The organism is Arcicella gelida, assembly GCF_034931025.1.
GTDB lineage: Bacteria > Bacteroidota > Bacteroidia > Cytophagales > Spirosomataceae > Arcicella > Arcicella gelida.
Genome location: NZ_JAYGIL010000015.1, coordinates 17,728 through 40,694 on the forward strand (window position 1 = coordinate 17,728; position 22,967 = coordinate 40,694).

General features: G+C 35.1%; 19 protein-coding genes. 7 read left to right on the plus strand and 12 right to left on the minus strand.

What is annotated here, in order from left to right; genetic code table 11:
* Positions 1 to 185: 185 nt before the first annotated feature.
* From VB776_RS13215 to VB776_RS13255, 9 genes are all read right to left on the minus strand, one after another.
* Complete coding sequence (locus VB776_RS13215; protein WP_323330392.1) at positions 186 to 1,091, minus strand: N-acetylneuraminate synthase family protein; 906 nt, start codon at positions 1,089 to 1,091, stop codon at positions 186 to 188.
* A 145-nt stretch (positions 1,092 to 1,236) separates the two neighbouring features.
* Positions 1,237 to 1,728 (minus strand): KdsC family phosphatase, encoded by a 492-nt coding sequence (locus VB776_RS13220; RefSeq protein WP_323330394.1) that lies wholly within the window; start codon positions 1,726 to 1,728, stop codon positions 1,237 to 1,239.
* A 177-nt stretch (positions 1,729 to 1,905) separates the two neighbouring features.
* Positions 1,906 to 2,736: an SDR family oxidoreductase gene (locus VB776_RS13225; protein ID WP_323330396.1), complete on the minus strand. Its 831-nt coding sequence runs from the start codon at positions 2,734 to 2,736 to the stop codon at positions 1,906 to 1,908.
* Positions 2,737 to 2,931: 195 nt separating this feature from the next.
* The gene (locus VB776_RS13230; RefSeq protein WP_323330398.1) at positions 2,932 to 4,275 is read right to left on the minus strand and encodes an aminotransferase class III-fold pyridoxal phosphate-dependent enzyme; all 1,344 of its coding nucleotides are present in this window, start codon (positions 4,273 to 4,275) and stop codon (positions 2,932 to 2,934) included.
* A 144-nt stretch (positions 4,276 to 4,419) separates the two neighbouring features.
* The gene (locus tag VB776_RS13235) at positions 4,420 to 5,334 is read right to left on the minus strand and encodes a transketolase family protein (protein ID WP_323330400.1); all 915 of its coding nucleotides are present in this window, start codon (positions 5,332 to 5,334) and stop codon (positions 4,420 to 4,422) included.
* Positions 5,335 to 5,489: 155 nt separating this feature from the next.
* Positions 5,490 to 6,347 (minus strand): transketolase, encoded by an 858-nt coding sequence (locus VB776_RS13240; protein WP_323330401.1) that lies wholly within the window; start codon positions 6,345 to 6,347, stop codon positions 5,490 to 5,492.
* A gap of 21 nt (positions 6,348 to 6,368) precedes the next feature.
* Positions 6,369 to 7,172, minus strand: coding sequence for a glycosyltransferase family protein (locus VB776_RS13245; protein ID WP_323330404.1), 804 nt, complete (start codon positions 7,170 to 7,172; stop codon positions 6,369 to 6,371).
* Positions 7,173 to 7,189: 17 nt separating this feature from the next.
* Positions 7,190 to 8,227 carry a hypothetical protein gene (locus VB776_RS13250; RefSeq protein WP_323330406.1) on the minus strand — a complete coding sequence of 346 codons (1,038 nt, stop codon included), beginning with the start codon at positions 8,225 to 8,227 and terminating at the stop codon, positions 7,190 to 7,192.
* 208 nt (positions 8,228 to 8,435) lie between these two features.
* Positions 8,436 to 11,000 (minus strand): DUF5686 and carboxypeptidase-like regulatory domain-containing protein, encoded by a 2,565-nt coding sequence (locus VB776_RS13255; protein WP_323330408.1) that lies wholly within the window; start codon positions 10,998 to 11,000, stop codon positions 8,436 to 8,438.
* A 286-nt stretch (positions 11,001 to 11,286) separates the two neighbouring features.
* On the opposite strand from VB776_RS13255, the gene VB776_RS13260 reads away from it, so the two are divergent.
* Positions 11,287 to 12,465: an alkaline phosphatase family protein gene (locus VB776_RS13260; RefSeq protein WP_323330412.1), complete on the plus strand. Its 1,179-nt coding sequence runs from the start codon at positions 11,287 to 11,289 to the stop codon at positions 12,463 to 12,465.
* Positions 12,466 to 12,562: 97 nt separating this feature from the next.
* Here the strand turns inward: VB776_RS13260 and VB776_RS13265 are convergent, their stop codons facing one another.
* The 3 genes from VB776_RS13265 to VB776_RS13275 all read right to left on the minus strand — a co-directional run bounded on the left by VB776_RS13265 (position 12,563) and on the right by VB776_RS13275 (position 15,453).
* Positions 12,563 to 13,018 (minus strand): hypothetical protein, encoded by a 456-nt coding sequence (locus VB776_RS13265; protein WP_323330414.1) that lies wholly within the window; start codon positions 13,016 to 13,018, stop codon positions 12,563 to 12,565.
* Positions 13,019 to 13,191: 173 nt separating this feature from the next.
* Entirely contained in the window at positions 13,192 to 14,340 is a 1,149-nt protein-coding gene (locus VB776_RS13270; RefSeq protein WP_323330416.1) for a TIGR03364 family FAD-dependent oxidoreductase, read from the minus strand.
* Between the two features lie 330 nt (positions 14,341 to 14,670).
* Positions 14,671 to 15,453 carry an HAD hydrolase-like protein gene (locus VB776_RS13275; RefSeq protein WP_323330418.1) on the minus strand — a complete coding sequence of 261 codons (783 nt, stop codon included), beginning with the start codon at positions 15,451 to 15,453 and terminating at the stop codon, positions 14,671 to 14,673.
* Positions 15,454 to 15,701: 248 nt separating this feature from the next.
* Here VB776_RS13275 and VB776_RS13280 point away from each other — a divergent pair, with 248 nt between their 5' ends.
* The 6 genes from VB776_RS13280 (at position 15,702) to VB776_RS13305 (ending at position 22,933) form a co-directional block, all read left to right on the plus strand.
* Positions 15,702 to 16,997: a DUF5690 family protein gene (locus VB776_RS13280; RefSeq protein ID WP_323330421.1), complete on the plus strand. Its 1,296-nt coding sequence runs from the start codon at positions 15,702 to 15,704 to the stop codon at positions 16,995 to 16,997.
* A 134-nt stretch (positions 16,998 to 17,131) separates the two neighbouring features.
* Complete coding sequence (locus tag VB776_RS13285; RefSeq protein ID WP_323330423.1) at positions 17,132 to 17,677, plus strand: hypothetical protein; 546 nt, start codon at positions 17,132 to 17,134, stop codon at positions 17,675 to 17,677.
* Positions 17,678 to 17,777: 100 nt separating this feature from the next.
* Positions 17,778 to 18,320: a carboxymuconolactone decarboxylase family protein gene (locus VB776_RS13290; protein ID WP_323330425.1), complete on the plus strand. Its 543-nt coding sequence runs from the start codon at positions 17,778 to 17,780 to the stop codon at positions 18,318 to 18,320.
* Between the two features lie 240 nt (positions 18,321 to 18,560).
* Complete coding sequence (locus VB776_RS13295; RefSeq protein ID WP_323330427.1) at positions 18,561 to 19,016, plus strand: Panacea domain-containing protein; 456 nt, start codon at positions 18,561 to 18,563, stop codon at positions 19,014 to 19,016.
* A gap of 24 nt (positions 19,017 to 19,040) precedes the next feature.
* Positions 19,041 to 19,415: a hypothetical protein gene (locus VB776_RS13300; RefSeq protein WP_323330429.1), complete on the plus strand. Its 375-nt coding sequence runs from the start codon at positions 19,041 to 19,043 to the stop codon at positions 19,413 to 19,415.
* Positions 19,416 to 19,639: 224 nt separating this feature from the next.
* The gene (locus VB776_RS13305; RefSeq protein ID WP_323330431.1) at positions 19,640 to 22,933 is read left to right on the plus strand and encodes a SusC/RagA family TonB-linked outer membrane protein; all 3,294 of its coding nucleotides are present in this window, start codon (positions 19,640 to 19,642) and stop codon (positions 22,931 to 22,933) included.
* Positions 22,934 to 22,967 lie beyond the last annotated feature (34 nt).

The following is a 22,967-nucleotide window of genomic DNA, read 5'->3' on the forward strand; positions in this document are numbered from 1 at the left end:
AGATTCATATTGGTTTATGTGATTTTTTCAAGCGTAATGACAAAAAAAGGATTCAATTTTGTAGAAAAGAGATTGTATCAAATAAGAAAATAAGCCAATATTCTGCGGTTAAATATCTAACTTTTATCAATAGGAAGAGGTTTAAACTCCCTATTGATAAAAGTTGTTGAAAAATACACTCACAACTACATTGAATACTCCGCTGAAATATGTTTTCTAAGCTTTTTCATTTGACCAATTTCGGCTTCATATACTTTTTTGATGCCATCGCCTACAGCGATTTCTACATCACGAATATCTTTTACCAAGCGTGCCAAACCTTGTGGTTCAACAGAAGCAGCATGGTCTGAACCCCACATCGCACGGTCTAAAGTAAAGTGACGTTCTACAAAGGTAGCACCTAAAGCCACAGCAGCAACAGTAGTTGCCAAACCAGTTTCGTGACCAGAGTAACCAATTGGCGTATCTGGGAACATTTCGCCCAAAGTTCTAATCATACTCAAATTCAATTCTTCTGGTTTACAAGGGTAAGCCGAAGTAGAGTGAGCAATCATCAATGGATAATTTTCGTCGAAATTTTTAATGAAAGCTACTGTTTCAGTAATTTCTTTCACCGTTGACATCCCTGTTGAAATCATCAATGGACGACCTGTATGAAGAATTTTTTCAATTAATTCTAAATCCGTCAAAGAAGCAGAAGCCAATTTGTACAAAACTGGGCTAAAATGTTCAAGGAAAGTAACTGATTCAACATCCCAAGGTGAAGCAAACCAGTCGATTCCTCTTTGTTTTGCGTGTTGGTCAATGGCAGAGTATTCTAAATTGCCAAATTCAGTTTTACGTTTATAGTCGATGTACGACATTCTTCCCCAAGGAGTATCACGTTGGATTTCCCATTGGTCAAGTGGAACACATAATTCAGGTGTTCTTTTCTGGAATTTTACTGCATCTGCTTTAGCATTTGCACCTTCATCAATGAGCTGTTTTGCGATGTCTAAAGAACCATTATGATTGATTCCAATTTCGGCAATAATGTAGCATGGCTGACCTTTACCGATAACTTTTCCTGATGATAATGTAACGTTTTTCATTTGTAATGGACGTAAAAACCCCCTGACCCCAAAGGAGGGTTTGTTTAGAAAAGTATGAATGTCTTGGGGATAAGGATTGTTCAGATGTGATTTTTTGGACAATCCACAAAAGACAGTATGGATAAAATATTTTTATGAAATTCGATTAAGATTGTGCGGCGATGATTAATTCTGCAAATTCTCTGAAACAGCCTTCGCCACCTTTGTTTTCACAGATATAATCGGCTACTTCTTTGGTAAAACTGATGGCATCGCTTGGGCAAGCGGTTAATCCAACGTTTTGCATAATTTCAATATCATTCACATCGTCGCCGATGTAAGCAATGTTATTCTTGGTGAGATTTCTGTTGACCATAATTTGAACCAACACAGCCAATTTATCTTTAATGCCCAAATGCAATTCTGTAATCCTTAGTTTTTCGGCTCTTTTGGCAACCGAAGGCGATACTTCTCCAGTGATAATAGCCGTTTCAACATTGACTAATTTGCGAAGTCTTTCAACACCCATTCCGTCACGGATATTGAATTTTTTTAATACTTCACCATTTTCGCCATAATAAACGCCCGCATCCGTCAACACACCATCACAATCGGTAATGAGTAATTTGATATGCTTTGCCTTTTCGTGTAAGCTCATATTTAGTGAGTTAGTGAATTAGTGATTGATTTTTAATTGAGCGATTGAGTGAGTTGTGATTGAGTGATTATTTTTTAATTGTGAATTAGAGAGTTAGTGATTGAGTAATTTTTTTAAATTATGAATTTCAATCTTTTACTTTTTTAATCACTAACTCACTCATTCACTAAATCACAACTAAATAGCCGTCCATCCGCCATCTACAACCAGATTTGCACCTGTCATATATGCCGAAGCGTCGGACGCTAAGTAAATTAATGCTCCTTGATAATCGCTTGAAGTCGCCATTCTTCCCAGAAGAGTTTTGGCTGAATAGTTTTTTACGAAATACTCATCTTGCGAATTTTCTACACCGCCGGGCGAAAGTGTATTGACTCTCACGCCTTTGTTGCCCCAATAAGCTGCCAAATAGCGAGTAAAATTGATGATTGCTCCTTTGGTAGTTGGGTACGATGGCGATTTGAAAAACAACTGTTCGCCAGCTTCATTGCGGTAAATACTTTGGTCTGGACCAACGATTCCGTAGGTAGAAGCAATGTTGATGATACTTCCGCTACCTTGTTCAGCCATTACCGTTCCGAATACTTGTGAGCATAAAAACACACCCAACACATTTACTTCTAAAGATTTTCGGAATGATTCTAATGGATATTTTTCAAAAGCAGAAAGCGAAGCCGCCAATTCTGGATTTTCAAACATATCGTTAATAGCGGCATTGTTCACCAAAATATCAATCGAGCCGAAGCGAGCTAAGATTTCGTTTTTTGCGTCTATCAAAGAGGTTTCATTAGTAACATCAATATTTACGCCCAAAGCATTTTCTCCAAATGTTTCAGCAAAAGCTTTTGGATTCGCTTGAGCGATGTCTGCCACTACAACGTTTGCTCCAACTGCAATTAAAGCTTCACAATGCTTCTTTCCGATAAGTCCAGTTCCGCCTGTAACAATTGCCGTTTTTCCGACCAATGAAAACAGTTGAGGGATGGGACTTGTAAGTATATTTTCCATGATTATTAATTCGTTCAGATTACTGTACATTTTCCAAATCGTAGCGGTAACTCTTGCAGTTACCGTTTCGTTTCAGGTAGGCAACCGCAAGGGTTGCCACTACATCAAATTGTTGGGCTAAGAAAAACATTTTGAGTACTTATTGAATCCTTTAGTACAGCAATGACAATTCATAATTCAAAACTCATATCTCCATTAAGCTTTTGCCAAAGCAGGCTTAATATTATAATTGCTTGTTTTTCTGAAAACAGCTTCTAATACTTCACCTTTCAAGTATGATTTTACATCTTTACTTTCGATGGCTTCTTTTAAAATTGGCATTACTTCACGGTAAGCCGAAAGCGTGTATTGAATATCTTCATCAGAATGACTGAAACACATATTATGAAAACCAGCCCACAATACGCCACGCTTAATCATTTCTTGTTGCATCAAAGCTTTTACTTCTAATCCATTGCCTGCTTCTGGAGCGAAAGTCACCATTGAACGGCAGTTGTAGCCGATACATTTAGTCAGGTTTTCTAAACCAAATTCTTTAGCGATTTCGTTGTAGCCGTCTTTGATAATGCCACCTTTTTCATCCAAATAAGCAGGAACATTTTTATCTCTGATTTCTTTAATGGTAGCAATACTTGCCGCCAAAGAAAGTGCTTCGCCTCCGAAAGTTGTGTAGCTAAATACTTCGCTGTTGAACAATTCCATTACATCTGCACGACCTGTCAATAAAGCAATCGGCATTCCGTTGGCACAAGCTTTTGAGTAAACCGCTAAATCGGGAGTAACTTTGAAATACTCTTGAGCTCCACCCAAAGCAATGCGAAAACCTGTCCACATTTCATCAAAAATGAGCAAAGTGCCATTTTCATGACAAACCTGAGCTAATTCTTGCAAGAAGTTATTTTGTGGTGCTTCAAAAATGAAAGGTTCAAGAATGATGGCGGCAACGTCTTCGTCCAAAGCTTCTTTGATGGCTTCGATATTGTTGTATTCAAAAGTGTAAGTCATGTTTTGAATGGCTTCTGGAATACCTGCATTACGGCTTGTAATACCGATATACCAATCGTGCCAACCGTGATAACCACAACAGAAAATCTTTTCACGACCAGTAAATGCACGAGCTACACGAATAGCCGCCGAACAAACGTCAGCACCTGTTTTCGAGATTTTTACAGCTTCAGCATTTGGAATGACTTCTTGAATTAATTCAGAAAGTTCTACTTCCAAAGGGTGCATCAAGGAAAAAGTGATGCCATCTTCCAATTGTTTTTTGATGGCTTCGTCCACCGCTGGATAAGCATAACCCAAAGAAAGTGGGCCAATCGCAGCGTTGAAATCTATGTATTCGTTGCCATCAACATCCCACACGTGCGAGCCTTTGCCTTTTTGTAAATACTTTGGTGCTACACCTTTGGTGAATTGTCCCGGACCTTTGGCAAGTGTTTGTGTGATGGGCTTTTGTACTTTTAAAGCTCTGTTATACCAACTATCTGACTCTGTGATGTTGGGATAATTTTCGTTAGATTTTATTGTATTTGGCATTTTTTTTAGACTTTAGGATTTTGGACTTGAAGACTTTAGGACTTAAAGATGAAAGAGAAAAGACGCAAGAGACAAGATATAAGACAAAAGAAGCAAGACTCAAGATATATAAGATTTGAATCACAATAACTAAAAGCTCATTACTTATTGTCTTAAGCTTACAGCCTCTTCATACACTAATATTTTCTCTGCCATTTGTTTTCCTGTGAAACCTTCGTATGCTAATACTTCATTCAAACGAGCAGGTTTGAACCATTTTTCATTCAAAGCAATCGGTAAAACATCGGCTGTCATTCTGTTTTTTAACAATGTTTCAGCCACGATACTGTACAAGCCGCCTGTTAAGAAATGGTCTTCAATCGTTACGATTAGCTCCGATTGTTGAGCTGCTTTAATGATAGCTTTTTCATCTACAGGTTTCAAGCTTCTCATGTTAATCAAACCAACAGATTTGCCTTGTTCACGCAAGATTTCAGCAGTAATTAAGGCTTGTTCAAACATAAAACCGTAAACCAAAATCGTAACGTCTGTACCTTCTGAAATGATTTCAGCTTTACCAATTTCAAAATTTGTATCGTGCTGATACTTGGCTGGTCTAGTACAAATACGTACATACGCAGGATTTGGCGTTTGCCAGATTTGCGGTAACATCGTCACTAAATCTTCTTCATCCGCAGGAGCAAAAACCTGCATATTTGGAATACCACGCATGATGCTTACATCTTCAATGGCTTGGTGCGTTGGTCCATTTCCATCCGACAAAAAACCCGGAATAAAACTGCTCAACTTCACAGGAAGATTGGCAATACCTGCATCGGTACGGATGAATTCAAAAGCACGCATCGACAAAAATGCCGACAAAGCATGAACCACCGGAATACGTCCACGTAAAGCCAAACCTGCGGCAGCACCCAACATCGTTTGTTCGGTAATACCTGTATCTATAAATCTTTTTCCCAAAACTGCTGGTAAATTTCTCACCAAAGCACGGTTTTCGGCAGTCATTACCACAAAACGCTCGTCAGCAAGGGCTGTATTTTTTAATAATTCTTCGTACATGATTTTATTATTTTGGGCTGTCAGCTTTCGGTCATCGGATTTTGGAATTAGGATTTCGAATTTTGGTCATCTTATTATTTCAGATTTCAGTCATCGATTTTTATTTCTATTTCCGAAATCTGATAGCCGAAATCCGACATCCGAAAGCCAAGAAGCTATCTAACCACCAATACCTCTGATTCTATATTTGCTGCGTGAACGCCATGTAATTCTTCCATCAATTGTGAAACCTCATTTTCTGAAAAATTACAGAACCAACGGTCAGCACGGGCTTCGATACTTGGTAAGCCTTTTCCACGAACAGTATCAGCAATAACTACATGAAGTTTTCCTTTGCGTTCGTCCAAACTTGTAAATGCTTCTTCTAAATCCAAGAAATTATGTCCATCAATTCTTACGACATCCGCCCCAAAAGCTTTGAATTTATCTGCCAAAGGTTCTAAAGGAATTAATTCCTCTGTGGCAACATTCGCTTGGAAATGATTTCGGTCAATCACAAAAACCAGATTGTCTAATTTGTAAGCATTCGCTACCAAAACGGCTTCCCAACAAGAACCTTCATTCAATTCTCCATCGCCCAAAATACAAACAATACGGTTTTCAGTTCCTCTGATTTTGCAATCCAATGCTACACCAAGTGAAACCGCAGGAAGATGCCCCAATGAACCAGAATGAAATTCAATACCGGGAATTTTTGTGTTTGGATGCCAGTAGATATTATCGTTTGCTGAAAGGTGATTTTGTAAACGTTCAGCCTCTAAAATGCCCATTTCAACTAAAGTACCGTATAAAGCGGGAACGTCGTGTCCTTTTGAAAGAAATAGATAATCACGATTAGGGTCGTCGAGGTTTTCTTTGGAAATATTCAAAAAATCGTTGTATAGATAAACCATCAAATCGGTAGCTGAAAGGGACGCACCTACAAAGCAACCGCCATCCGTGGACATTCCGATGATGTGTTCACGTACTCGCAAAGCGATACTTTTTAAGGTTTCTAGTTTTTCTTCGGTCATTTTATTTATTTGGAATTTATGCTAAATGCTCAATTTTGTTTGTTCTGGTGTAATGGTTTTTAGTTCACCTAAATGATTTCTGTACCAATTTACACCAGCAAAATGTTGGTTGATTTCATAGATTTCAGGTTTTTCTTGCAGAAGTGTCAAAATATCATCTAATGAAAATCGAGGATTCTGTGGATATAATTCTTCAAAAACTCGTTTGATAAATAAGTAATCTTCATGATAGTCAATCGTAAAACGATGCGACATAGAATAGTCTAAACCAGTTTCCCAAGTCACATTCGCCAAGCGAAATTTGTCTGGATTTTCCCAGAAGTACGGCGTTGTATGTTCTAACTCCAAAGGACGAGTGGCTTCTTGCCAAGCTTTTTTCAAAGCCTCAAAAGTCATGATTTCAACATCGTTGCCATCTGGATAAGTAGCAGGGTGGAGGTTACTTACAAAGTCGTATTTCCCTTCGTTTTCAAAATAAAAATCTAATACTTTATCCACAATACGTGGGTCAATCAATGGACAATCAGAAGGGATTTTGATAATAATATCTGCATTGGTTAATTTCCCAACTTGATAATGTCTATCTAATAAATTATTCAAACTTCCTCGGAAACAAGTTATGTTTTTTGTTTGACAAAAAGTTTCAATAACATCATCTTGTTGGTCTTCAGAAGTAGCAATTACAATTGTTGCTTTGTGTTTGATTTGCTGCAAACGTTCTATCATTCTATAGAGGAGACTTTCGCCTAAAATGGGTAATAAAACCTTTTTGGGTAATCTACTCGACGACATACGGGCTTGAACAACAATAGTAATGGCAGTCATTTATATTATTTTAAATGTTATTGAAATACTAATTCTGACGTAACAGCTTTGTATTGATAAGTTTTGACAAAGTCTTCTTTTTTACCTTTGAAAGCTAAAAAATCACGACAAACCTGAGCAATATTTTTAGCAGAAGTGCCTTTGTTTTGAATCGGCATTTGTCTTTCTAATTCTTCTTTATCGAAATAAGAATGTACTTTTTTGCCCAATGCCATACCAACATACACAGCCGATGAATATTGTGTGATGAATTCTTCGCAGTTCGCAATCATTGGGTTAATATTTCCAGAAGTATAAATCAACGTTCCTTCAGGCGTATTTTCCTTGATTTCTGCTACCGCTCTTTCCATAATTTCGTTAGGGTGAAGTTTGAAGATGAGTTGTCTTCCAGCTGCTTTGGTTACACAATCTTTAATAAAGCCAATTCTATCTTCAGGTCTGAAACACTCTCTGCTATCAGATGTCGCTACAAGCACATAATTATGTAATGGAAAATCGTTTTCAAAATATTGTTCGCAATTATCAAAATTAGGAATACCTGTTACAAATATTTTGTTTGAATTAGTACCAATTTTGGTGAAGCGTTCTTTGTAGCCTTTCGAAGCAGCACAATAGATATCACAAAGATTTGAAGAGCCGTTTAAAGCAGTGCCAATTGCCCAATAGCGAGGAAGATTTAATTTTTTGATGATTTTACTGAAAAAGTTATACTCATCAACCATTCCTTCTTGTACCCAAATAGTTTTTCTTTGAAGTAGTCTATCAGGAATAATCATGTCAGAACAATAAACCACTAAATCATATTGATTCTTTTTGGCTTTGTAATCCATTTGAAGTCCATTTTCAAGGCAAAACTTTTCAGAATTTGTTTTGAACTGACCAGATAAAACCGTTTTAGCTAAAAAATCAGTTTCATCAAGAACCCATTGTATAAAAGGAGAATCCACAAAAATTTGACTAAACCAACAATCATATTCAGGCAATTGCTTCGCAATTTGATGCATTTGAGTGGTTTGGTTGATTGAACCAGTGATGAATAATATCTTCTTTTGCATAAATGATTTGTGTTGGATTTAAAACAAAATTATCAAGCAAGTATTAGGTTAATATTATCTTGAAATTAAGTATTTGGTAAGTTTTCAAGATAATCAACGCAATTATAAATTCATGTGGTCAGTCAAATGTAAAGTAAAGTTACTGATTAGTGACCAAAATTGTTCATTCATAGCTTTTGATATAGCTATTTAGCATGAAAAAGGCTCATTAAAAATCAAAACGCATTCTAAATCTTATCGTTGGACTGGCACTTACATTTGGGTTTTCCAAGTAACTCAAACGCTTTACCAAGTCTAGTCTTAATACTTTAAAAATATTTTCAATACCAAAACTTACTTCCATATAAGGTTTCTTCTCTAATGAAAACGTACTTGGTTTGCCATTTTCATCGGTAGGTAGTACCATTAATCCATTTTCAGCAGTTGCTTTGTTTTGGTCGCTGAGTTTTCCAATCAAACCTTTAAAAGTAATTACTTCTCTTAGTTTCAATTTTCTGATTAGCGGTAATTTGTTGAAAATGAATCCATTAAAATGATGGTCGATAAATAAAGCCCCGTACTGGTCACTCACAAATTCTAAGAAATTCATTAAGTTATAGGCTTCTGGCTGATAAGCATAAGTTTGGTTGGCTCTATGAATTGTCAACAAAGCAAAAGGTAAAGGATTAAACGTTTTACCGCCTTCTAAAGCTACATCTGTATAACCAATTGGTGGAATGTAAATTCTTTTCTGAGCATAAGCCACTAGTCGATGAAAATTGTACTGACCATCCAACAATCCTTTCACGCCCAAGGTATATCTAATTTGGAAAGACGGATACTTATTAATTATCGGGATACGATAATTTTTTCCTTGATAAAACTGTTCGTTTGGTGCATACCTTAGCCCAATCATTAATTCGCTACTGATGATTTCTGGAATACTTTTTAGTGTGCCATCATTTTGTAAAGTATTGAAATACAAAGAACCAGTAGGCGTTTGGCGAATATTTTTGAAATTAATATTGACCGATAAACCTGTTTTTGATTCATTCAAATAATCAAGATTGAGTACTTTATTGTAGGTCATTTTATTATTCTGACCTCTTTTGAAAGAAAGTAAAAAGTTATCTTCCTGCACAAATTGTAATTCTTGTCCTGGAATTTTGATTTCATTTTGATACGAAATTCTAAAATGTTTGATGGGATAAGTATAAGTATTATGGTCGGTTAAGGAGAAGGTTGCCGAGGCAAAATACTTATAACGTTCATCTCTAAAACCATAAGCGGCATAAGTTTCAAAAGCCATACGTTCACTAAAAGTTGGCGTTGTTCTTCCGCCAATTCTAGCCCTAAATCCTTCAATCGGGTTGAAACTGTAAAAAGTATTGACGGGGCCAATCTCAAAACCTCCCATTGGTTTGTAACCTTCTAGTAGAAAAGTTGCCGTGTTCATTACTCTTTGGAAGGCAGGTACTTTTTTTACACTGTCCACCATCGAATAAATGCCCAATTCTTTGCTTGATAAAGAATGGTGGCGTGCTTGTTCCCAGAAAGCATCATCCCGTTTTTCGGCATCTTTTTGAATGTCAGTTTTTAAGCCTTCAAAAATATTTTTTTCAATCGTTTTATTAATTACATAGTCTTTATACGACACACTCCTTTGCCCGAAAAGTCCCATGCCATTTTCTTTTTTGAGGAGGTTGAATTCAATCGCTAAATCATCTTTAGTTAGCATCAAGCCTTCGTTTTCAATAAAATCATATTCTTGCGAAACCCGTAAATCTGTTACAAAATTCACATTAATGTCTTTCGAAAAACCCATTTGTACTTTTCTAATCGCATAGCTTGAATCTAAAGAAATAAGCATTGTTCCTTGAAAAAGCTGGTCGTTTGAATTTCTTGGAGAAAAGCCTAAATTCACACATTTTGTCCCTTTAAATTCTGTGGTGTCGATAATCACGTAACGATAAAATTGCGGAGCAACGGGAGCGGTTGGACCTAAAAATTGCGTAGCTAAGAGTAAAATATTGTTGTCATAAACATTTACGTCTTGATAAAGTGCTTCTAAATATAGCTTAATGCCATTGTTATCCACATAATTTCCCAAGCCCGTCATTTTTTCACCTTTTATTATCTCCTTTTTATTTTCAGGTAATTTTCTGAAATAAACGTCAGAAATAGTTTCCTTCAAATACATCGGCAAATTGACTTTCCCCGTGATTTGAGAAGTATCTAAATGGTTAAAAACGAAGTCGAACTTTCTGAGGGAACGTTTATTCCTAAACTTTTCAGAAACATTACTTAAATCAAATTCTAATTTTTCGTACTTGTTGTATTGATAAAAATCTAGGGATTCTTTTCTGTTTTGGGCTTTATGGTCAATTACTTTTCTGATTAATACAACTGCAGGATTATCTTTATTTCGGTAGCGGTCTTTTTTGCCTTTTACGGTTACTTCTTGTAAATCAGTGTTTTGTGTTTTGAGTTTAAAAGTTATAGAAACAATTTTTCCGCCATCTATTTCTCTTACTTCAGGCGAATATCCTACAAAAGCGACTCTAAGGGTGGGTTTTAATTGAGGGGTTTCTAAATAAAAACTACCGTTCATATCGGTCTGAGTACCTTGTTTAGTACCCATAATACTAATGTTTACAAAGGGTAAAGTTTCTCCAGTTTTAGCATCTATAACTTTGCCTTTGATTCTGGTAGTCTGTGCAAAAACCGGGCTAACAGCAAATACTAATAGTGTTAAGACAGAGTAAATTTTGAGTATTTTGAAATATGCACTCATTATAATTTTATGATTAAAATAAAGCAGTGAAGTACTTTTTGTACTCCTTTATTAAGCTGTTTGAAAAAATCACTTGGCTTTCCTATAGAAGCGTATCAAAAAAAAGGAAAACAAAGTTCCTAGATGATTTTAGAAGAGCGGCTAATTAATATTTATATAATATTGCCTCAAAAGTAATAACTTATAATTAATATTTCAGTAACTGTTTGGCTGTTTGAAATGTCTATTTTTGATTCCCTTATATTTTACAAGCAGACAACCATTAGTGTTGTTAAAAAACAAGAGAATGAATATTTTACCAAGTGCTTCAACCATGATAAAACTAATGGTAAGCGATTATGTATTTCAACTAAGAAAAATTTTGTTAGTTTTTCCACGGAAACTGTCAAATGGACTTATTTTAACGGTTTTTGCACTATTGTTTTTTCAACAGGAAATGTATGCTCAACATAAAACGGAGCATGTTTTTTTGATTACAACCGATGGTTTCCGTTGGGAAGAAGTTTTTGGCGGTGTTGACTCTGTGTTATTGAACAGTAAAGAATACACCAAAAATAAAGATAGAGTAAAACAAAATTTTTGGTCGGATACAGCAGAAATCAGTCGCAAAAAAATCATGCCTTTTGTTTGGAATACAATGGCAAAACAAGGACAACTTTATGGAAACCGTTGGGCAGGAAATAAAGTAAATGTAAAAAATCCGTACTGGTTTTCGTATCCGGGCTATAACGAAATCTTGACGGGTTATGCCGACGAAAAAGTAAATTCAAACGATAAAATTTTGAATGAAAATACCACCGTTTTAGAGTTTTTGAACAATCAACCAAAGTATAAAGGAAAAGTAGCGGCATATTCTACTTGGGATGTTTTTCCCTACATTATCAATGAAAAAAGAAGTGGAATTCCAGTAAATTCTGGTAAAGAATTGGTTGAAGGAAATCTGACAGAAAAAGAAAAAATATTGAATGAAATACAAAGTACGTATCCAAGTTTAGCCAGCGACCGTCACGATTTTATTACTTATTATTTGGCAAAAGAATACATTAAGAAAAATCAACCAAGCGTTTTCTTTTTATCTTTTGATGAAACGGACGAATTTGCTCATGAAGCAAAATATGATGAATACCTTTTTGCAGCCAATACTGTGGATAAGTTTGTAGGTGATTTATGGAATTACTGCCAAAGCAACCCAAAATACAAAGACAAAACGACCATTATTTTAACGACCGACCACGGAAGAGGAAACAAAATCAAAAGCCAGTGGACAAGTCATGGACAAAAAGTACCCGATTGTTATGAAATTTGGTTTGGTGTAATTGGACCAGATACACCAGCTTTGGGCGAAATCAAAACCGAAGGACAGTATTTTCAAAACCAAATTGCGAAGACTTTAGCGAAATTTTTAGGCTACGATTTTCAGAATGGAAAGGAAATTGGAGAAGTTATTAAACAAACAATGAAGTAGTACACTATTTATTGAAATAGTAATGTAAAAATAGGTTGAGATTAAATTCTCAACCTATTTTTTTTTGATTAATTATTTTAAACCGAATTGCATTAGTCTAGTCTTTGTAAAACTCATAATGTAAAGTAAAATCACCAAAGTTCTCATCAGCTTTAATTTTGGCAGTTGCGATTAAATTTTGAGGTTGACCAGTTACGAAATCAAGCAATCTGAGTTTTTGTTTATAGATTACTTTATCTAAAGTAAACGTTACAACCACTTCATTTCTATTGCTACTACTTGTTTCTTTGATGCTATCAATAAAAGTTTTTTCTACGACTGAATCATCAATTTCTTTTGTGTAAATAGGTACAGTTTTTTGAAAAGAATCTAAGGTAATAATCTCTTTCTTATCACTGGGTACTTGTTTCCCATTAATATCAGTATAAAGTAGTCGCCAAGATTTAAGAAAGCTCAACTCAACTGGATAAGTACAGCCACAATTCTCAGAGCCGCACGAGCTAATAAAAAATATGCTAGAAAGTAGCAACAGGAGTAAAGATGTTTTTTTCATGTAATTGTTTGTTAAAGGTTTAAATACTTGTTTTAAATTAGATGATGTTCATTTACTGTGATAAAAATACTAAGAATAGCCAATAGTTGGGCAATCTTGAGATAATAAAAAAAATATAACATTAGCAAAGGAAGTCATCATCAACAAATAGTCCATTTAACAAATATTCAAAATCAAAAAATCTCCTCAACACGTTTACGGCTATAACCTGCCGCCGTCGTCATGCCTTTTCCGCCGATGCCTGTTGAAATAAAAATTTTATCTTCAATTTGATACTCATAAGAACCGCCGTCTGCCGTTTGTGAATAATAACCAGCCCAATAATTCTGAATTTTCCAGTTCGGCAAAGCCATTATTCTTTTGGCTTCTTTCAGGATTAAATCGTTGATATTCATATCAATTCCTAAAGGCAATTTGGCATTTTCGTCCACATCAGCGTACTCATGCGAGTCGCCAATGATGATAGAGCCATTCAAAGCCTGTTTAAACAAAATATGAATGCCCCATTCTTTATAAGGCTTTTGCCATTCAGGCGTTTGTAAATGCTGGTAGGAATTACAAGATTTAAAACTATCGTAACGGCGAATCGAAAGCCCTGATAAAATATTGCCGTTCAGTTTTACTTCTGGTAACGGATAAGTCTGCATCATATTCAGTTTACAGACTTTCATCCCACTTTGGTTGAAAATTTCTGGAAACAAAATTTTAAATTCATGTCCGTTACAAATGGCTACTTTATCAGCAAATATTTTTTGGTTCGTAGCCGTACTTACTACACAAATGCCATTTTTGATTTCGCAGTTGATAACAGCCGTATTGTTCATAAATACCAAACCAAAATCTTGTATCAACATTTGGCGAACTCGATGCACCATCGTTCTAGGCTCAACCGATACTTCGTCAGGGAAGAATAAACCGCCTTTATAATATTCAGAATTGAGGTTGGGAAAGCGTTCATAACATGATTTTCTGGAAAGTAGGGTAGAAGAGTACTCTCTGATTTTGAACAAAGCTTTGGCTTCTTCTAAAAGTACCATTTCCTCATCGTCGGAAGCGAAGTAATAAGTACCATTTTGGCGAGCCGTAATATCAAATTTTGCTTGGATTTTTTTATAAATTCCCAAAGATTCACGACCGTACTCAAACCAAGTATCCAAAGCTTGTCCAGAAGGTACAACTTGCCCGAAATTTCTAACAGTTGCTTCAATCGGTTCAGAATCTTTGTCGATTAGTAATACAGATTTTCCTTGTGATAGAGCGTGATAAGCATGAAAAGTACCAACATTTCCTGCTCCGATAACGATTAAATCATATTTGTTCATAAAGTGGTTTGTGCAAAGAAGATTGTTTTAATTGTGAGTTAGTGATTGAGTGATTTTACATAAACTTGCTGCTGTAGTAATCTTTGTATTTGCCCTTCTCAAAATGTTTTTAAAATTCATATTTTGTTGTAATGGCAACCGCAAGGGTTTGCCGCTACTTTTTAGGTTTAAAAGCAGTTTTCTTTCTTGTCGATTATTGTTCAAATAAAATGGGCAGTTCTAAATGTTTTTACAATACTAAGGTTTAATTATCAATCACTTATAAAAATAAAAAATCCGAATGAAAGACGATTTTAAATGTTCTCAAAGCTGACAGCTCAGAGCTATCAGCTACAATAGAAAATTAAGTTTTTTCAAGAAAGGGAAATCCATTTTATCTTCTGTTTTTTCTTTTTGAAGATTTTCAATGATGTCTTTGATGTCCGAAACTTTGTTTAACAACCCATCATTTCTATGGATACTCAATTGTTGGCGAGTATGAGTGCCGTTGGTTACTCCCAAAGACATTCTACAACCAGCACGCACACCAGATTTTAAATCCGAAGGCGTATCACCAATATTGATTACTTTTTGCGAATCATTTACTTGAAGTATTTGCATCGCTTTCTGAATCATCAAAGGTTCAGGGCGACCTTTCAGTACTTCGTCAGATGCGATAGATACTTGAATTAAGGTGTTTGCATTACCAGCATAATTGGCGTTGAGTCCGTCTAACCAACCTAATTTTTGTAAAATAATATTGGTTACTTTTCTGTAAAAACCTGTTGTCAAAGCAATTTTTATCTGTTTATTTTTCAGATAATCAAAAATTTCTAAACAACCATCTGTTGGAAAAATGTCATTATTTAGATAATGATTTTCCAAAATTTCGCAGAAAACATGATATGAATTATTTACGAATTCACGTAAATCTGGATGATTGTCGCCAATCATTTCAGACCATAATAACTCAAAAACATATTTTTTAGAATATCCCTGTAGTGCCAAAACACGTTCTGGAGAAACGGTTAGACCTGTTTGTGTAGCGGCTTCTATAAAGCATTTTTCTACTTCATGATGGTCTTGAACGGTAGTTCCAGCCATATCAAAAACGACTAATTCAATAAGTGACATTTGCTTTTTGATTTAATAATAACAAGCATTTTAAGACAGTATTATAATGCTATTTTCTCAGGTTCGAGATGTTATTTTTCTTTTGAGTCAAAGATAATTACTCTCATTTTAAGCATAGGTTAAATCTTGATTAAGGCTTTGTAAAGTGTTGATTTGTAGGCTTTTTTGTTTGTAATGTTGTGACAAAAAATCTTCTTTTGGATCACTCTTGGAGTACAAGAATGCTTTATTAGAAGTGTTTTTCATTCATGAACAAACTCGAAAAATTCCTTCATCGCCAATCTCAAATATTTCTTGCTATTTACTTAGGTTTAGCGGCATTCAGTACTTACTTCTGTATGTATGCTTTCCGAAAACCCTTTACAGCTGGAGATTTTCACGATGTTACTCTTTGGGGAATCGACTACAAAATAGTATTGGTCATTTCGCAAGTATTAGGCTATGCCACAGCCAAAGGATTGGGAATCAAGATAGTTTCCGAAGTAAAAGCGCATCAAAGAGCGAAGTATATCATAGGCATGATTTTATTTGCTGAAGTGAATTTATTATTCTTTGGTTTAGTGCCGTCGCCATACAATTGGGTGTTTTTGTATCTAAATGGTTTGGGTTTAGGAATGGTTTATGGTTTAGTCTTTAGTTTTTTAGAAGGCAGACAAATTACCGAAATTTTGGGGGCGGGTTTGGCTGTAAGTTTTATCGTAGCTTCGGGCATGGTAAAATCTATCGGCAAGTATTTTGTGAATATTGGCGTGAATGAATATTGGATGCCTTTTTTAACTGGCTTGGTATTTTTCCCTTTGCTACTACTTTCAGTCTATGCGATGTCAATTGCACCCAAACCAAGTAAAATTGATGAATCAGAACGTTCAGAACGTTTGCCAATGGATGCCACAGACAGAAAAAGTTTTTTGAAAAAGTATGGATTTGGCTTAATTTCCTTGATTGCGATTTATGTATTAATGACGATTCTGAGAGATATTAGAGATAATTTTGGCGTAGAAATTTGGCGAGAAATAGGTGTGACCAACGCTTCTATTTTCACACAGACTGAATCCTTAATTGGTTTAGTGATTTGTGCTTTCACTGCTTTTATGTACTTTGTGAAAGACCATAAACAAGCTTTTTGGATGAATCACTTAATGATTTTTTCAGGTTCAGTCTTAATTCTAATTGCTACAATTTCGTTTTTAAATCATACTACTTCTCCTTTTTGGTGGTCGGTTTATTTGGGCATTGGGCTTTATATGGCTTATGTACCATTTAACGGAATGCTTTTTGAACGCCTTTTGGCTGTGTTGAAAGAAAAAGCCAATGTGGGTTTCTTGTTTTACTTAGCAGATTTTAGTGGTTACGTAGGCAGTGTCGTAATTTTGATTTATCAGAATTTTGGTACTAAAAATACTTCGTGGCTTAATTTATTAACAGATTTATCTTTGATTTTACCTTTAATTTCGATGGTATTGATAACGATTTCCTTCTTTTATTTCAACCGAAAATTAACGTCTAATACTTCTTCATCTATTAGTTCTATAAGTACAATTTAAGTTTTGTTGATATGCAAAGTTCGAAAACTGAATGTTGTTCGGATTTTAAAAAGAATGCTAATTTAAGTCTAAAAAAATCTGAATAATATTCAAAAATTTGTATAAATTTGAGGGTAATTATCAATTGCTTAGTCTTGAAAAGAATCATTAGCATATCACTTCTTTGTCTTTTGCTGTACAATATGTTCAGTACGGGAATAGTTTTGCTATGTTTTGATAAAGAATACGCTCAAGCAACACCTTTTGAAGCCAATGATGAATTCTTGGAAGTTAAAATTCCGATTTCATTGCCTTATACCGCAGATTTTCATAATACTTCTCCTACGGAAGCTTTGATTCAATACAAAGGCGAATTTTACAACATTATTGAACAACGTTATGAAAATGATACTTTAATTACGAAGATTAAAACGAATCAATCGGCAAGAGAACGATTTGCTTCTTTGTCAGATGAAATCAATACAATTCTTGCTCGTGATCATTCAGAGAAAGAATCTCCACTCAAAAAAGCCTTGGAACTTTGTAAATCTTTATCCGTTAATTATATTCAAAGCAATGAAATGTATCTTGCTAAATCTCAATGGGCGGAATTGAGCAAGGCTATCCAAACTTTTGCCTACAAAGCATATTTACCTACTGATTACAGTAATGCTTTTTTTACACCTCCCGAATTGTCTTAAATTCCAATGATTTTTACCATCGTATCGCTGATACTTTGGCATTTGTTGCTATGCAAATAGGGATAGATTTTAATTTCCATCAATCAAAGAATTTAAGACAATGGCATATATAACACTTACCAACCCAAATTTACCAGGCATTACTGGCTTATTAGATTACAGCAAAGTAACGGCTGTTCCTTTATTAAACCTTGCAGAGGCTTTACTTCGTAGCGATTCAAGTTTGAATAGTGCAGAATGTGAATTGATTGCTGCACACGTTTCATATTTAAATGATTGTCATTTTTGCCATACTTCTCATGCGGCGGCAGCGGTAGCACATTTAGGTTGTGATGCAAGTTTGATAGATGACATCAAAGAAAACTTTGCTTCAACACCCATTTCTCCAAAACTAAGAGCTTTATTAGATATTGCTACCAAAGTACAAATAGGAGGGAAAAATGTATTGCCAGAAGACATCGCCAAAGCTCGTGAACATCAAGCAACAGATCGTGAAATTCATGATACAGTTTTAATTGCTTCGGCATTTTGTATGTATAATCGTTATGTGGACGGACTTGGTACTTGGGCACCGCAACAAAAGGAAGAATATCTTGAAATGGGGCAAGAGGTAGCCTTAATGGGCTACGAGCGTGCAATTTAATCGTTAGAATAGATTAGCCTTTTTATATTTGAAAATATTACCCTTTAGAGAGATTTAATTACTTTTTAAGGGGTAATATTTTCATGAAAAGCAGTATGATGTGTAATTTTGATATTAAATATGTTTTCATTATATTTAATATCAAAATATAATCTCCGTCCATAATGCTGGTTTTGTTGAATATTAATAAAAGAAGACTTTAATTTACTTAATGTTTTTTATAATGTTAAATAGAGGAAAATGAAATATGATAGTATAACAGCTGCTAAATATATGGTAGCTTTGGCACGTGAGCAAAACAAGTTGCTGAATGCCACTCAACTACAAAAATTACTTTTTATAGCTTACGGTTTTGCGCTAGCAAAAAGCGATAGTAATGAAAGCTTATTGAATGAAAGCCCAAGAGTATGGCCTTTTGGACCTGTATTTCCAAAAGTTCATAGTCAATTTAAATATTTTGACTCAAATATTGATAAAGACTCTTTAGGGGCAATTGCACAAGATGTTGAAGTAACAACTCTCTTTAATAAAATTATTAATAGTTATTCTAGATACTCAGCGAGCCAACTATCAGACTGGTCTCACTCAAAAGGGAGTCCATGGGAAATTACTACTAGAGACAATGGGTATGTTTGGGATACAACTATTTCAGATGAAGTAATAATGAATTATTTTAAGAAGTTTGACGATAATTAATCTATTTAATTGATAATTTAGAAAATGACCACCTTAAGTTCTATAATTGAAGAATCTAGTAACAGTACTACTCCTAATATTGGAGATGTTGATGCTATGTCTTTACAAGGTCAAAGATTTATATTAATGGGAATAGAAGAAGTACTAAGATTTAATCAAGATACTAGGAATAGAACAAGACTAGCAGGATGGGCTGCAATTGTAGTTACAGGATGGCTTTTTATGGTCTTAGTGCTTTTATTTGTTAATCAAAATACCGTTTGTGTCTTAAATCATGTTCTACAAATTAAAGTAAGTGATCAAGTCCTAATTTCTTTATTAGTAACAACAACTCTCAATGTATTAGGCTTAACTTTTATAGTGCTTAAAGGCTATTTCCCTGAGAAAAAGGAAATATAAAATTATAAGTATTATTATTTTGAGTATGAATTTAAAAATTAGTAAACTGCTTATAAATTCTTATAAACCCCTTTTTACCTTCTCATAATATTCTCCTAACAATACTCACAATAATGGGTATTGATTACTCTTTATTGTTCACAGATTGATAATGCTACCCTAAAGTTGTGGTTAAAGCAAGGTTTTACTTTTGTGCCGAATTAAAAACCTTACTCACAATCAACATGAAAAACATTTTACGAATTGAATTTAAAAGGAATCTTAACTTGACTAAGAGTGCAATGTTCTTAGCAGTGATGTTTCTTTTCTTGTCGTTCGTTACGCAAGCCCAAGAACGCATTGTTACGGGTAAAGTAACAGACAGTGCAGACAACACTCCTGTAGCAGGAGCAAGTGTAAGAATTAAAGGTTCTAACAAAGGAACGACTACAAACGCAGATGGAACGTATAAAATCGCTACTTCATCTTCAGCTACTTTACAATTTTCATTTGTTGGTTATTCAGCTCAAGAAGTACAAGTAGGAGCGAAGTCGGTAGTAAATGTAGTATTAGCTTTAGACACAAAAGAAATTGGAGAAGTTGTTTTTACTGCTTTGGGTATTTCTAAAGAAAGAAGAACGGTTTCAAACTCAATTCAAACAGTAAAAGGTGCAGATTTAATCAAAGCTCGTGAGCCAAACTCTATTAACTCTTTAACGGGTAAAGTAGCAGGTTTAACGGTTGGTCCATCTGCTGAATTATTAGGTCGCCCGAATGTAGTGTTAAGAGGTAACTCAGATATTTTGTATGTAGTAGATGGTGTACCTATCAACTCGGATACTTGGAATATTTCTGCGGACGACATCGAAACATATTCTGTACTGAAAGGTGCTAACGCTGCCGCTCTTTATGGTTTCAGAGGAAAAAATGGTGCTATTTTAATTACAACTAAAAAAGGCACAAAAGATAAACGTGGTTTCTCGGTCGAGTTCAATTCTTCGACCATGATTGAGAGTGGTTTCAATACCATACCAAGAGTACAAGACCTTTATGGCCCAGGTGACCACGGTAGTTATGAGTTCGTAGATGGTAGAGGTGGTGGAAAAAATGATGGTGACTATGATATTTGGGGACCAAAATTTGACCCAACTGGTCAGAAAAAAATCGCTCAATACGATTCACCTATCGACCCAGCAACTGGAAAACGTATTCCTACTGCTTGGACTGCTCGTGGAGCAAATAACCTTACACGTTTTTTACGTGATGCTGTTTTGACGAACAACAATATTTCGGTAGCAAGTAGCAATGATAAAATGGATATTCGTTTCTCATTGTCACATAATTACCAAAAAGGTATTGTCCCTAACACACAACTAAATACTGCTAACTTCAACATTTCTACAAAATACAGATTTTCAGATAAATTAACATTTGACGCCAACCTTAACTACAATCGTCAATCTACACCTAATATTCCAGACGTAAATTATGGACCAAACTCATTGATTTACAACATGGTAATTTGGGGTGGTGCCGACTGGAGCGTTGACGATATGCGTAATTACTGGCAAGCAGGTAAAGAAGGTAGTCAACAAATTTATGCTGAATATCAACGTTATAACAACCCTTATTTTGTGGCTTATGAATGGTTGAGAAGTCATTATAAAAATGATATTTACGGATATGCTTCTTTAGATTATAAAATCAATAATAATTTAAGTATTACAGGTCGTACTTCAATTACAACGTATGATATATTCCGTTCAGAAAAATTCCCTTACTCTGCCACTGTTTATGGTCGTGAAGAAGCAAAAGGAGATTATCGTGAAGACAAGCGTACTTTGTTTGAAAACAACACAGACGTTTTGGTGAAATTTGACACGAAGTTTGCTAATGATTTTGACGTAAAAATTTGGGCAGGTGGAAATATCCGTAGTTTCAAATACAATTCAAGTTATGTTACTACCGATTATTTAAATACACCAGGTGTTTATACTTTTGCCAACTCTTTGAGACCAATTAAGGCATTCAGTTATTTGTCTGATATGGAAGTACAAAGTGCTTATTATTCAGCTGACTTTACTTATAAAGGTTTATTTACTTTATCTGCAACGGGTCGTCTTGACCGTCTTTCAACTTTGCCAAAAGGAAATAATTCATTCTTCTATCCTTCATTTGGTTTAACAACAGTTGTTTCGGATTATGTGAAAATGCCAGAAGTTGTTTCTTTCTTGAAATTCCGTGCATCTTATGCAAACGTAAAAGACGGTTTGACTCGCTCTACAATCGGTTCAACGCCGGGAGCTAGTTATCCAATCGGTTATGGTTCAGACTATGCTTCTTCTTATGATGGTCCAAACTATGCAAACTCAGTTGGTTATGGAATCAGTCCAACTTATAATAACCTTCCAGGTGCTGGATATTCGAACACTATCAATAACCCATCTTTAAAACCAAATACTTCTGAGCAAATTGAAGCTGGTTTAGAATTGAGTTTATTGAAAAACCGTTTCTCTGCTGATGTTACTTACTTTACTTCTAATGATGGACCAAGAATTTTTAACCGTGATTTATCACAAACTACTGGTTATACTTCTGCTATCGTGAATGGTATCTTGACAAAGAAAACAGGTTGGGAAATTACTTTAAAAGGAACGCCACTGAAACGTAATAATTTATCGTGGGATGTTGCCTTGAACTGGTCAACTTTCAAAGAAACTTTACAAGAAGTTTATAACGAAAACGGAATTAAAATTGACAGATTGGCTTCAAACTATTTTGTTGGTGGTAATTCAGGTTCTCAGTTTATCAACGTTGGTGATAGAATTGATAAAGTATATTTAGCTACTTTCCAAAGAACAGCTGATGGTCAAATTATCAACGATGCGGGTGGTCGTCCAATTCAGAACAATGCTGGTTCATTAGTTGGTTATGCTAATCCAGACTACGTTTGGGGAATCAACAACAAAGTAAATTATAAAAACTGGTCATTATCTTTCCAATTTGATGGTCGTGTAGGTGGTATCATCGAAGACTATATCCGTAAGCAAACATTCCGTGGTGGTCGCCACATCGAAACTACTGAAGGAGCTTATGGTATCGCTCGTGATTTTGATGCACAAGGTATTAAAACTTATGTGGGCGAAGGTGTAATGATAGTAGAAGGTACTCCAACTTACGATGCACAAACTGGTTTAATCAACAATTATGCTCAGTTGAAATTTGCACCCAATACGATTAAAACTTATGCTCAAGATTATATCAGCCGTTATAACTCAACAGCAGAAGGAAACTTGATGAGCAAAACCTTCTCGAAATTGCGTGAAGTAACCTTGGGTTATACTTTACCACAAACAGTTTTAAGAAAAACTTTCATCAAGCAAGCTTCAGTATCGTTGGTTGGTCGTAATTTATTTTACTTCATCGACAGCAAGCATGATGGTGTTGACTTAGACCAATACACAGGTTTAAACGCTTCTTCAGGTTTACAAACACCAACGATGAAACGTTACGGTATCAATATCAATATTGTATTCTAAATAAGTTTAGACTCTCCTCTTAATTAAATCTTTG

Bases quoted from the DNA above. Each gene is read 5' to 3' on its own strand.
- VB776_RS13215 (WP_323330392.1), bottom strand. From the start codon at position 1,091: ATGAAAAACGTTACATTATCATCAGGAAAAGTTATCGGTAAAGGTCAG.
- VB776_RS13220 (WP_323330394.1), bottom strand. From the start codon at position 1,728: ATGAGCTTACACGAAAAGGCAAAGCATATCAAATTACTCATTACCGAT.
- VB776_RS13225 (WP_323330396.1), bottom strand. From the start codon at position 2,736: ATGGAAAATATACTTACAAGTCCCATCCCTCAACTGTTTTCATTGGTC.
- VB776_RS13230 (WP_323330398.1), bottom strand. From the start codon at position 4,275: ATGCCAAATACAATAAAATCTAACGAAAATTATCCCAACATCACAGAG.
- VB776_RS13235 (WP_323330400.1), bottom strand. From the start codon at position 5,334: ATGTACGAAGAATTATTAAAAAATACAGCCCTTGCTGACGAGCGTTTT.
- VB776_RS13240 (WP_323330401.1), bottom strand. From the start codon at position 6,347: ATGACCGAAGAAAAACTAGAAACCTTAAAAAGTATCGCTTTGCGAGTA.
- VB776_RS13245 (WP_323330404.1), bottom strand. From the start codon at position 7,172: ATGACTGCCATTACTATTGTTGTTCAAGCCCGTATGTCGTCGAGTAGA.
- VB776_RS13250 (WP_323330406.1), bottom strand. From the start codon at position 8,227: ATGCAAAAGAAGATATTATTCATCACTGGTTCAATCAACCAAACCACT.
- VB776_RS13255 (WP_323330408.1), bottom strand. From the start codon at position 11,000: ATGAGTGCATATTTCAAAATACTCAAAATTTACTCTGTCTTAACACTA.
- VB776_RS13260 (WP_323330412.1), top strand. From the start codon at position 11,287: ATGAATATTTTACCAAGTGCTTCAACCATGATAAAACTAATGGTAAGC.
- VB776_RS13265 (WP_323330414.1), bottom strand. From the start codon at position 13,018: ATGAAAAAAACATCTTTACTCCTGTTGCTACTTTCTAGCATATTTTTT.
- VB776_RS13270 (WP_323330416.1), bottom strand. From the start codon at position 14,340: ATGAACAAATATGATTTAATCGTTATCGGAGCAGGAAATGTTGGTACT.
- VB776_RS13275 (WP_323330418.1), bottom strand. From the start codon at position 15,453: ATGTCACTTATTGAATTAGTCGTTTTTGATATGGCTGGAACTACCGTT.
- VB776_RS13280 (WP_323330421.1), top strand. From the start codon at position 15,702: ATGAACAAACTCGAAAAATTCCTTCATCGCCAATCTCAAATATTTCTT.
- VB776_RS13290 (WP_323330425.1), top strand. From the start codon at position 17,778: ATGGCATATATAACACTTACCAACCCAAATTTACCAGGCATTACTGGC.
- VB776_RS13295 (WP_323330427.1), top strand. From the start codon at position 18,561: ATGAAATATGATAGTATAACAGCTGCTAAATATATGGTAGCTTTGGCA.
- VB776_RS13300 (WP_323330429.1), top strand. From the start codon at position 19,041: ATGACCACCTTAAGTTCTATAATTGAAGAATCTAGTAACAGTACTACT.
- VB776_RS13305 (WP_323330431.1), top strand. From the start codon at position 19,640: ATGAAAAACATTTTACGAATTGAATTTAAAAGGAATCTTAACTTGACT.